Here is a 12,400-nt window from a genome sequence, read left to right as displayed (position 1 = left end):
AGTGGAAGAAGGCTCTGAAGCATCCAGCACTTTTCGCAGTGTTCCCTTGACCTGCAGCCCCCCTCCACTCCAATAATAGCACTTTGTGTTCTGGATTTTCCCTCTTTATGTGGTATGCTGATGCAAGGCCAAATATCCCTCCCCCAACTATTATTGCATCATATTTTTCCATTAATCTTTCACCATAAACCTTATAGCTATTCATGTAGATTTAACATTTATTGAAAGCCACTTTTCCTTTTCCGATTCATGTTTATACTTTCCATTATTGTTGGAGCTATTTTTGAAGCTATCTCCTTACTCTTCCCCCTAACCTTTATGTATTGGCTTTTAAAGTATCTCCTTGCTTCATTTAATACTTCTTCTGGCTTCTTCTCCCCATTAGCTACTTTCATGAACATTTCCTCCATAAACCCTCTAACTTCGGGTTTCACTATTTCCGGTGCAGTTTCATTTAATGCTTCTATCAATGTTTTCCCCAGCTTTGTTGGTATGCATCTCTTGTTTTCAATGTACATGTACCCCCTCTCAATGTTGTTGTGTATGTGGTCTTGTTTTGTGGCATCTGTTCCTATGCCATACTTCTCCATGAGTTTTAAGAGTTGTTCTTCTGAGAGGTATGGTGGTGGCTCCGTTTCCCCCTCATGTAACTCCACTTTATCCACTCTAACAGTTTCCCCAACTTTCAGTTCTGGGATGTATTCTTCTTCCACAGCTTCGTATGGGTATATTTCCAAGTATCCTGGGTTTAATGTCACTTGCCCCCTCAAAATGAATTCTTCTCCACCAATATCCATTGTTACCTTTATGCTTTGTATTTCTGCTTCTCTACTTAGTGTTGCTAGGAAGTGTCTAACTATTAGGTCGTATATCTGCCACCCCCTCTTCCCATATTTTGCCATTATCTCCTCCTTTGTGGCGGATTTTGTTGGGTGTATTGGTGGATGGGCTTTATCATCCTTCTCCCCCCTTGTGGGTTTAATTGTCTTCATTTCCATAAGCTTCTTTACGTAGCTTCCGTATTCTGGGTTTCCGCTGAGCATGTTTAGCTTCCCCTTTAAGTCGATGTTTTCACTGTATATTTCAGTTTCAGTTCTTGGATAGCTTATGTATCCACCCCTATAGAGTTCTTCAGCTATATCCAGTGTGTTTTTGGCTCTTATGTTTAGGAATCTGCTGGCTCTGGCTTCAAGCTCCAATGTGGATAGTGGTTTTGGAGGCTTCTTCCTATTCACATTCACCTTATACTCTGTGACTCTTGCTAAACTGAACTTTGATATCTTATCATACAATTGCTTAGCCAATTTCTGATCACTTATCCTCCCCTTGGCGTATTCTGCTTTGTAATATGCCCCATATATGTCCAGTACCACTTGTATCGTGTAGAATTTTTCCGGTTTGAACTTCTCCCTCTCCCAAGCTCTCTCCACCACTAGGTATAGTGTTGGGCTTTGGCATGGTCCATAGCTTAAGAATCTCCCATATGGTAGAATCTTAGAATTCAATTTCCTAATGCTGTTGGTTAGTAGCCTTGTGAAGGCTGCTCCAACTATTAGGTCTGTCTTCATCCTAGTGAAGCATTTCTCAGCCAATAGCCTATTGGGTTCAACGGGATTCCTTAATGCATTTAAAAGCTCCTCTTTCACTGTGGAGTTAAACCATAATCGCTTAAATTTCACATATGGATTTACCTCTCTAACCACATCCATAACTTCAAAGCATATGCTTTCCCCTTCCACATCGGCGTCTAAAGCCAAATAAACGTTTTCCACATTTCTCGCAATCCTTCTTAGTGCGTCTAGGTATGGTTTTGAAGTTTCCTCCACAACCCTTATGGGTTCAATTTCGAAGAGGATTTCAGGATCAACATTCTCCCATGAATTGTATTCATCGTTGAAATCGTAATTGAATAAATGCCCCTTTAAACCTATGGATGCCCACTTCTCCCCATCAACCGTGAACTCAAATATCTTTACCCCTCTAACCCTACTAACCCTATACCTATTTCCAGCTAGAGCTTTAGCAAATGCTTCAGCTACGGAGGGCTTTTCAGCCACTATTAAGTTGCGCACATCGTTATAACTCATGATATCAATTCTAGCCTTCCATCCCCATCCTTTTAAGTTTTTCAGCTAATCCAGGTTTCTCCGGGATTACGGGAACCCCCTCAAATATACAGCTGTATCCAAGCTTTATTAGGCTCATATATTTTGCAGACCCCTCCTCATCTAGAGTCCAATTATACCCCCTAATTATAACCACTGGAACTCTCTCCACAGTTTGACCTATGGCGAGTTCAGCTGCAGCTGCAAGTTCATCCCCTATGGCTTGCATCTTAAACCTCAATTGATATCCATATGCATCCCTCCTCCCCTTATAATCCACTATGGGGTTTAAGCCAGCTATCCCTATAGCCATATCTATCTGCGCATACCTATGCGGCCTACTATAAGTGTCGCTTATAACGACGGCAATCTTCCTCAATCCAGTTAATTCCATCAATCTCCCCCTAATCTTCCTAGCCTCCTCATCAGGATCCCTTGGGAGAAGTGCACATATCTCCTCACTACCAGCCACATTAGACCTATCAACACCAGCATTCAAACATATGTGGCCAAAATGTGTCTCGGTGATTATGAATGGTGGCCTCACATCTAGAATCCTCTTAGCCTCACGAAGTATAACCTCAACAAATCTGGGATCCTTACCAGTCATCTCCGCAATCTCCAAAGCCTTCTCACTGGGTTTAACATTCCTCAAATCCACAATCAACCCATTAGCCTTACTAACAATTTTATGTGTGATGACAATTATGTCCCCCTCCCTAATCCCAACCCCCTCCCTAACAGCAGCTTCATAAATCAGCTTTGCAACATCATCCCCAGCCTTAACCTCCGGAATGCTACTCAAACCAATAAGCTCAATCTTAGTAGTCATATTTGATCAAAATAACCAGTAACATTACAGTTTAAATCAATTTCGAAACACCCCTCCAATCTATATGGAAATCTCAACCACCTACCTTGAGGATCCATCTTTATATGCCAAACTCAGAGACCATTCAAGTGCTAAACAGCAATGGGGGTTCATAAACTCGTGATAAATAAACATTATATAGATTAAGGTTAAATTTATATCAAGTGGGTTGATTCTTTTGAAGAGGGTTCTCGTTACCGGCGCTGCTGGTCAAATAGGTTCTGAGCTTACCTTGGAGTTGAGGAAGAGGTATTGTGGAGATAATGTGATCGCCACTGATATAAGAAAGCCAAGTGAAGATCTACTTAACACAGGCCCCTTCGAATTGTTGGATGTCACAGATAAAAATGCCATTGAAAAGATAGTTGTGAAGTACGATATCAATGTAATATATCATTTAGCAGCCATACTCTCAGCGGTAGGTGAAAGGAATCCTCAACTTGCTTGGAATGTAAATGTAAATGGCCTATACAATGTACTTGAAGTTGCAAGGGAGCATGGCGGCATACAAGTATTCTGGCCTAGCTCAATAGCAGTCTTCGGACCAGAAGCACCACGAATAAACACACCACAAAACACAATCCTAATCCCAAGAACCATGTATGGAATAACAAAAGTAACTGGAGAACTACTCTGCAACTACTACCACCTAAAATACGGCGTCGACGTTAGAAGCGTCAGATACCCAGGAATAATAAGCAGTAAAACACTTCCAGGTGGAGGGACAACGGATTACGCTGTAGAAATGTTCTACGAAGCCATAAAACACAAACACTACACATGCTACCTAAAACCAGACACAACCCTACCAATGATGTACATGCCAGACTGCATAAACGCCGCAATAACCATAATGGAAGCAGAACCATCAAAAATCAAATGCAGAACAAGCTACAACCTCGCAGCAATGAGCTTCTCACCAGCAGAACTAGCAGCAGAAATCAAAAAATACATCCCAGAATTCACATGCGAATACAAACCAGACTTCAGACAAAACATTGCAGACACATGGCCAAAAACAATAGACGATAGCGAAGCAAGAAAAGACTGGGGATGGCAACCAAAATACGACCTAACCTCAATGACAAAGGACATGATAGAAAAACTCACAAAACGATTCATGGAAGGACGCTTATAAAATACACTTGATTATAGCACATTACGATGGAAACAAACTCGACTTACAGCATTAGATCCATTTGAAGTCAAAAATATTGACGCTGTTAGGAGTAATTGGAGATCATCAACAGCACATACAAATCATAAGGAGGTCTTCACCAACTATGTGAGCTAATTAAATGATTATGGATTAATGTGGAAACCGTTAAAGGCATAGTATTTGACCAAAAAGCATGATCTGGGCTTAAAGTTTAACATGAATAGCTAAGCTCTACAATACTGTTAATACGCTTTTGGCATAATATTGAAAAATGCGTTTCAAAAAGTTCCTTAAATATTCGTGCTGAGAACAGCTTTTGTAGGTGTGGTTCAGCTATGCCGAAACCATTTAGCGTAATTCCATTGGAATTGAGAACTTCGATGCCGAAAATAATTCCCCTATTGCTTGCAGCTCTTTTAGGAATGCTAATCCTAGTACCAGTCATTCCAGTGGTGGTTGCAGCTGGATCTGTGTGGACTAGATCTAATTTTATAGTGGTTAAAGCTGGAGACACTGTGGGTATTGATATCTCCTTAACCGTGAATCCAGGGACAGGAGTTAAAATGGATGGCTGGTCGGGAGATACTTACACCCTCACAGTCACTGGACTACCAGGGGGTTCAACGGCAAAATTCTATTATGGCAATGTTGAAATAAAATCCATTAACGTTAAGGAAGGTGAAACTGTAACTATAAGATTAAATATTGTTACATCTTCAACTACGGTTCCAGGCGACTATAACGTAACGTTCATTGCATATTCAAGTTTGACTGGCGATACATTATCACTTCCACTAACAGTTAGAATACTACCACCAGAATCTGTGGAGAGGAAAATCTCAATAACTCCAGCATATCCACGCATTCAGTTGGAGCAGGGGAAGTCAATATCTTGTCCTATCACCATAAGCAATGAAGGGGCATATGGTGAGCAGCTCACTCTAAACGCAATTATCCCTCAAGGGTGGCAAGGAACTTTTAAAACAACTTCTGGAGTGAGTGGGCTTAACACCATCTACTTACCAGCTAAAAGCAGTACATCCCTAATCTTTGAGTTAACTCCAACCCAATACCCCGAGCTGGGGGAATACTCCTTCACCCTCAGCGTATCTTCTGTGGATGGAGTTGTCCGAGCATCATGCGGTATAAAAATAAGTGTTGTACCGAGAACTCAGCCTATATTTTCATGTCAATTCCCCATGAAAGTAATTCAAGCAGGTGAAACTGTTAAGTTTCAAGTAGGTTTAACGAATCCAACATCTGTGAAGCAGACGTTCAATGTTTCAGTTAGTGATCTGCCAGTGAATTGGCAAGCAAAAATAAAAACCTCTGGGGGAGAAAGTATACAGGTAATTAATGTAAATCCAAGTGAAACTGTAACCTTAATTGTTGAGATCTCTACGCCGACAAGTGCGGATAGCGGCACGTATCCCATCATTTTGACAGCTAAATCTGCATGGTTATTTGAAAACTCGACATTATGGGTAACTGTGCAGAGTCCACCCGTTACCCCTGCTAAAATAGAGTTGAAAGCTTCCCCTCTATATCTAGATACGTATGGGGGTTCTGAAGCCAAATTTAAAATAAAAGTTTCAAATACTGGTGGTAAAGATGCGTTACTCAATTTAACTGCTGAAGGGCTTCCATCAGACTACAAAGTTGTCTTCAAAGATTCTACAGGGCAGCAAATTACAGCAATTTATGTGGAGGCTGGGCAGTCAAAGGAATTCTATGTATCGGTTTCAACCCCACAAGGGCGAATGGAGGCAAGAAGCTTCACAGTCTACGTGTTCAATGCTGAGCTCCGAGAAAAGGTGAATTTAACACTTAATATCATAGGTTTCTACGAAATTAAATTAACAAACCAAAACTTCTATACCTCCACAAATGTGGGTGGTGAAGCAACATACACCTTATACGTGAAGAATACGGGGAACATGGAGGTATCAAATGTGAAGGTGGCTGTGAGGGGGTCAGCTCCAGAAGGCTTCACTATAACCATACAGCCAACTTCCATACGATCTTTAGGCATTAATAGTGAAGCTAGCTTCACGATCACAATTCAAACAGCATCAAACGTGAATGCTGGCAATTACTACATTGATTTCCAAGTTACATCCGATCAAACAGGACCATTGCCCTTCACATTAAGAGTAGAAGTTTTCCAAACAACAAATTGGATTTTATATGCTTCAATTATCCTAGTAATTTTGGTTGCAGCCCTATTCCTAGTTTACAGGATATTTGGAAGGAGGTGAGAATTTGGAGTACGCTATTGAAACCTATGATTTAACGAAAATATATAAGTCTGGAGGTAAAGAGGTTATGGCATTAGACCATTTAAACTTAAAAGTTAAACGAAACTGCGTATTCGGGCTGCTTGGTCCCAACGGCGCAGGGAAAACGACATTAATAATGACGCTTATTGGATTAACTCTACCAACTAGTGGCTCTGCAAAAGTACTTGGACTTGATGTGGTGAAGGAATCATTGAAGATTAGGAGGAGGGTTGGAGTTTTACCTGAAGGCGCCGCCTTCTACGATCATCTAACAGCTGAACAAAACCTAAACTATATAGCTGCATTAAATGATATCCCAATGGAAGCCAGAAAGAAACGTATAGAGGAAGTATTGAAGATTGTTGGCTTGCTGGATGTTAAAGATAGGAAGGTTGGTGGATTCTCAAGGGGGATGAAGCAAAGGTTAGGCGTAGCTCAAGCACTCTTAAAAGATCCTGAACTCCTACTACTCGATGAACCCACAGCAGGTTTAGATCCTGAAGCATCCAGAAACTTCAAAGACCTAATCCTCAAACTTAGAGATGAAGGCAAAACCATAATGATCAGCACACATCTACTCTTTGAGGTAGGCCCCATATGCGACAACATTGCAATAATCAATCGCGGGAGAATTGTGATTCAAGGAAATGTTAAAGAACTTATTGAAAAATTGATGGCTGAAGAAGGTTACAAAATTAAAGTTTGGGGTAAAGGGAATATTGGGAAACTCGTTGAAGCCCTCGCAAACCTTAAAGGAGTTAAGAATGTAAGGTTGGAAGAGAATTACATAATCATCAACGCAGTCAGCGATATTAGAATGGAAGTTAGTAGGCTGGCATCTGAGTGTGGAGTGGAAGTTGCTACACTAGAACTATTAACGCCATCCTTGGAAGATCTCTTCCTAAAATACTATAAATGGGGGTGATAATGTATGGCTAACCTCTTCGTTGTCGCATCAAAAGAATTCTCAGACATTATAAAGGGTAAGAGGTTCATTATCCTACTAGCAGTCTTCATACTATTAATGACTGCCGCAGTGGCAAACACATATATTTCAGCAACTCAGGGGATGGCAACTCGACCAGGATTACCAATGGGCTTCCTCCGCCTAGTAGCCTCCGGCTTAACCACCATGATGTCATACTTCGCACCCATACTAGGCATAGCCCTAGGCGTAGACGCAATATCAGGGGAAAGGGAGAAGGGCACCTTAAAAATGGTCCTCGCCCAACCCATCTACAGAGACACCTTCATATACGGAAAGTTCCTCGGAACCCTCCTAGCAATCTCACTGGCTATATTCGCAACTTCACTCATAGAAGTTAGCGGATGCATAATAGCACTCGGAATAACCCCAACAAGCGACGATGCCATCAGACTCATACTATTCATACTATTCTCCATACTATACACAATGGCCTACTATGGCATAGCAATACTAATATCCACACTATCAAAGAAAACCACAGTCAGCGTGATCGCTGGAGTCATGATATGGGCAACATTCACATTCATAATCCCCATAGTAGCCTCTCTCGTGGCCTATTCCACAGTAACCATCAGAATCCAGCCAGGCCAAAACATCACTAGAATCAGACCAGGCGAAAACATGACAGCAGAAGCCCGACAAATAATGGAAGCACTCCGTGCACGCACATCCATCATGGAAACAATAAACATGTTCACACCAAACTACCACTTCACAAGAATAGCCCAATACATTCTACAAGCTTTCGTAACCATAGGGATTACAGAATTTAGACCAGGAGGCGGAGCAACCCTAACCACACGACCAGTCACAATAATGGAAAGCCTAACATCAAGCTGGCCAAACATACTCGTACTAGCACTACTAACAATAGCCACCTTCATAATATCCAGCGCAATCTTCACAAAACAAGAAGCCAGAGAATAAACAACAACCACAAACCCCAACTTTTTTTAATTTTTCTAAACATATTGTAACCAAAAAGTAGCCTTTACACACAATCATTCACATCACTTTAATAGCACAGCATTAAATGACACACTAAACTTCAAGCTTCAAATGTGAAGAGCATCCACCAAAAACATCATGAAATAGGCTATCAGATTACATAATCCAAAATTAACATAAACAAAATAAAACCTAAAAAAACAAAAACATTAACTAAATTTAACTCCATTCCAATCCTCCAAAAAACACTCAAAACAATAACCCTTAAAAATTCAGAGTATACAGTTATATACAACAACCCATAAAAAGAGGAGAGACGGAATATGAACCACAAGAAAACCCTAATAGCAATAATAGCACTACTAGCAATACTAATCGTAGCAATACCAACAAGCCAAGTAGCAGCCCAAGCAACCAAGACTGTGAAACTACAACTAAGAATCACAGACTCCTATTTAAAACCACTAGCCAATGCATACGTAAAGGTCTTCAATACAACAGGAGATGCGAGTAAACACTATGTGCTATTCGAAGGTAGAACTAATAGTAAAGGTTGGCTAAATGTAACCATTCCAGAACCCCGTGCTGATACCACGTATAACATGACTGTTTGGTGGGATCCAGCTGGAACCGACTACTTCTACGTATTTGAGGAAAAGGGTATAACTGGCGCTAACTTGAAGGTAGCACCCCCAAACGGATACAACTGCACATCAATAAATCATGGTATAGTTACAAGCGTGTTAGCGGTAAATGTCACAGCAACTGATGTTAATGGTACACCATTAGACTACTACACTACAACCGTGTACTACAACTGGACTAACAAAGTTTACTCCGCTTCAGGGATGCCTGCAAAAAGCATAATAATCCAAGTGCCATACAACCTGAGCTGGACCAGCGGCAAAGAGTGGACTCTAAGAGTTTACTGGGATTTAGAGTATCTAAAGTTTACTGGAATTGCAGTAGATGGAACTAATGTTACAGGCTACAGGATATTGCCTAATCCCACTTATGCTAACTTCACAATAGTCTTTAACACGGGCGTCATAGGGCCACGAGTAACAAAGTTTGTTGGCAACTTGACAGCAACTATGGATGTGGGAGGCTTCAAAGTTCAATTACAGGATTGGTTTGGCAAGCCACTCAATGTTACATCTGGATATGGTATTGCTAAGGTAATGGTTCATGATAAGGCAGATCCATCAAAACTATTAGCAACTGCAATTGCTAGATCTGATGGAAGCCTAGAAATTCCACAGTTACCTAACGTTTCATCAACTGTAGTTGTCTACTGGTTGACGCATGAAATAACTGTGAACACCACAGATATACCAAAACCATCAGATTATCGCATAACACCACTAGAATTACGTTGCCAACTTGTACCCACAGTCCTAACTTTATATGATAAAAGGCCTTCGCCAAGCATTTTGGCTAATGCTAAGGTTTATGTTACATGGCCAAATCTCCTAACGCATGATACTAAGAGCAATCTTGCAGGTGTAGTTCAGCTTCCACCATACAGTGATGATGCTAGTAGAATTTCCATGGCAACTGGAGCTGTGCCTCATGGATCTGGATATCTACCATTCGGTGAAACCAAAATTGACGTTTATTGGAGTATAACTCCAGAACAACCTGCATCATGGGTTAACGTGAGGAGTGCAAAGATAAAGATTGTGAGTGCTGGAACAGGAAAAGTTGACGTTTATGTTGATGGTAAATTAGTTAAAGATGATCTAGCTGCAACCCTTATATATGATGTTGTATGTTATGTCTTTGATGCCATGCTTAACGTTGTGGATCTTAATGGTACTCCTCTTAAAAGTCCAACCGTTGTCCTTCAGCATCCATCCGGTGCAGTATCTCTAGTTACAGCATCTCCTTCTGGTGCATTAACACTAATTCAGGTTCCAGGCGGAGATTGGCGTGTTTCAGTGGTTTATAAGGGTGTTCAATTCAAGCCCTACGATAAGAGTGACGTCTTCAGTATTAGCGACAACATTTACAGTGCAGAGACATTCAAGTTCCCATATGTTAATGCAAGTCTCAAGTTTGTGAAGTGGGGTTCAGACACCTTCGCTATTCCAGGATTGAATGTAACCTTGAGCTGGACTGGAAACTCCACAGTTGCTGGCACCAGTGGAGTCACATATAAGGAGGCTTGGAAGGGAACCAGCACTAAGGGTTGGGCTAACTTCACACAGGTACCAGTTGGTGTCTCTGTGACTGTGGATGCATGGACTAACAAGACTAGAACAGATCTCTTTGGAATTACCAAGAGCATTGATGTAGGCCCATATGAGACTCCAATAACTCTTGCTCCAGAGAATTACATTGGAACATTCCACGTATTCATCTATGATGTTAAGGTTAACTTCTGTGATGTTAAGGGCAACTTACTGCCAAGCCCATTACCATACAGTATAGCTGTAACATTCATTAACTCCACCACATGGTCCTACGCAAATGCCACATCGGATAACAGCCTCTTCTACTACACCACCAAGAGTCACATGTATGTTGGTGGTGGAGGCTACAGACTTGATGTCTACTGGGCTGGTGTAAGAGTATACAATGCAACAACAACAATACCAGTAGTTAATGATCCAACTAAGGCATACTCAGAGCTTAACCTCAACTTGAGAGTCTACCCAGTAAGCTTCAGTCTATACAACTGGAAGCATACAACATTGATGGATAAGTTGAATGTGACTGTAATGTGGCAAGCAGCTAACATGACATGGCTAAATGCAACTGCCAACACTATAAACAAAATTGATACATTGACTACAAGGGTGGCTAACAATATATTCAGTACAACAACGGCTGAAACGTACTCATACAAATTCTACATGGTTACATTGAAGTATTCCGCTGAGAACTTAGTCTACATACCTGTTTGGGTGACGAATACTGCTGGGAAGATTGTTGGTACACCAATAAGCATTGTTGTACTTACAATTCCAGGTGAAACTGTTGGTGTTCCAAAGGATGTTAAGAGCATTGCTGTTGGTTCATTAACGTATCTAACCACCCCACGCAATGTGTTCATAAATGGAACTGTTAGTGACTGGGAGAATATGGTTGCTGCTGGTAAATTGATGGATGTTGTTAAGTCCAAGCTTGGCTTAGACTACAAGTTTGACATATTGAACTTCACTGGTGTAGCCACTGCATACTCACCTGTCTGGAGCTACAGCAATTACGTGTTTGATTTGAAGGTTGCAGCTTATGATATGACTGCTAAGGTTACTGATTGGACTGATACTGGATTGGCAAGCTACACTGTAGATGCGTATTGGAAATATGCTGACAAGTACTACTTAGTAGCTTCATCATTGACTGATGGTACTGGTAAGGCGACCTTCAAGACTATATTCTGGGGTAATGCCACTCAGTACTTGTTCAGAGCTTACCGCATACCATTGGCTGGAGAGCTTCCAGCAGATTTGAAAGTTACATTGGCTGACGATATAATAGTGTATGCAAATCAAGTTGCCAGTAAGGATGATATTGTTGTCTTACTGAAGTTTAGTAATTACATTGGTTTGCAGGCTTTGAGTGCTAATGGTAAGCCACTGTATAAGGTGTTTGCTGGAACTCCAAAGTATGGTTTAGTCTATGCCATCAGGTACACTCCAGTTAAGGATACTGTGAGTGGCACCACAGTTCCTGCTGGTACTGTTGCAGCCTTTGGATATGTTGATTCAACTGGTAAGGTGTACATGCCATTCGCATTGACCACTGGCAACTACACAATAACGGTTAGGTGGCTTGGTGTTGACGTCTACAACAGCTATGATAAGGAAGTGGTATACAAGATTGTTAAGCCAACAGTATTCTACGCTGCCTTCACAGATGTATTTGATGTTTCATTTAGGTTGACTGATGATGTTGGTAGGAACCTTGCTGGCTTGAAGTACACGTTTGCTGGTGGAGAGTACAGTGTTAGTGGAGTTACTGGTAGTGATGGAACGTTCAGCACGGATCTTGTTCCAAGGGGTAGCTACAAGATAACTGCATTCTGGCCGAGGAAGGATATTA

At 41.2% G+C, this 12,400-nt stretch carries 8 protein-coding genes; 5 read left to right on the top strand and 3 right to left on the bottom strand.

Annotation, left to right across the window (positions count from 1 at the left end):
• From MRT15_RS06360 to cofE, 3 genes are all read right to left on the bottom strand, one after another.
• The coding region (locus tag MRT15_RS06360; protein ID WP_304328989.1) for an FAD-dependent oxidoreductase at positions 1-205 on the bottom strand (205 nt) is incomplete at its 3' end.
• A gap of 13 nt (positions 206-218) precedes the next feature.
• Entirely contained in the window at positions 219-2,087 is a 1,869-nt protein-coding gene (locus MRT15_RS06355; protein WP_304328987.1) for a DNA topoisomerase, read from the bottom strand.
• Between the two features lie 10 nt (positions 2,088-2,097).
• Complete coding sequence (gene cofE, locus MRT15_RS06350) at positions 2,098-2,937, bottom strand: coenzyme F420-0:L-glutamate ligase (protein WP_304328985.1); 840 nt, start codon at positions 2,935-2,937, stop codon at positions 2,098-2,100.
• Positions 2,938-3,154: 217 nt separating this feature from the next.
• On the opposite strand from cofE, the gene MRT15_RS06345 reads away from it, so the two are divergent.
• From MRT15_RS06345 to MRT15_RS06325, 5 genes are all read left to right on the top strand, one after another.
• Entirely contained in the window at positions 3,155-4,114 is a 960-nt protein-coding gene (locus MRT15_RS06345; RefSeq protein ID WP_304328983.1) for an L-threonine 3-dehydrogenase, read from the top strand.
• A 356-nt stretch (positions 4,115-4,470) separates the two neighbouring features.
• A complete protein-coding gene (locus MRT15_RS06340; RefSeq protein WP_304328981.1) occupies positions 4,471-6,393 on the top strand; it encodes an NEW3 domain-containing protein in 1,923 nt (640 codons plus the stop codon).
• A 4-nt stretch (positions 6,394-6,397) separates the two neighbouring features.
• Positions 6,398-7,339: an ABC transporter ATP-binding protein gene (locus MRT15_RS06335; protein ID WP_304328980.1), complete on the top strand. Its 942-nt coding sequence runs from the start codon at positions 6,398-6,400 to the stop codon at positions 7,337-7,339.
• A gap of 6 nt (positions 7,340-7,345) precedes the next feature.
• The gene (locus tag MRT15_RS06330; RefSeq protein ID WP_304328978.1) at positions 7,346-8,329 is read left to right on the top strand and encodes an ABC transporter permease; all 984 of its coding nucleotides are present in this window, start codon (positions 7,346-7,348) and stop codon (positions 8,327-8,329) included.
• Positions 8,330-8,673: 344 nt separating this feature from the next.
• A partial coding sequence (locus tag MRT15_RS06325) for a hypothetical protein (RefSeq protein ID WP_304328976.1) occupies positions 8,674-12,400 on the top strand: 3,727 nt, incomplete at its 3' end.

This window comes from Candidatus Culexarchaeum yellowstonense, assembly GCF_024707025.1.
Taxonomy (GTDB): Archaea; Thermoproteota; Methanomethylicia; order Culexarchaeales; family Culexarchaeaceae; genus Culexarchaeum.
This window is presented reverse-complemented; position numbering and strand designations above follow the sequence as displayed.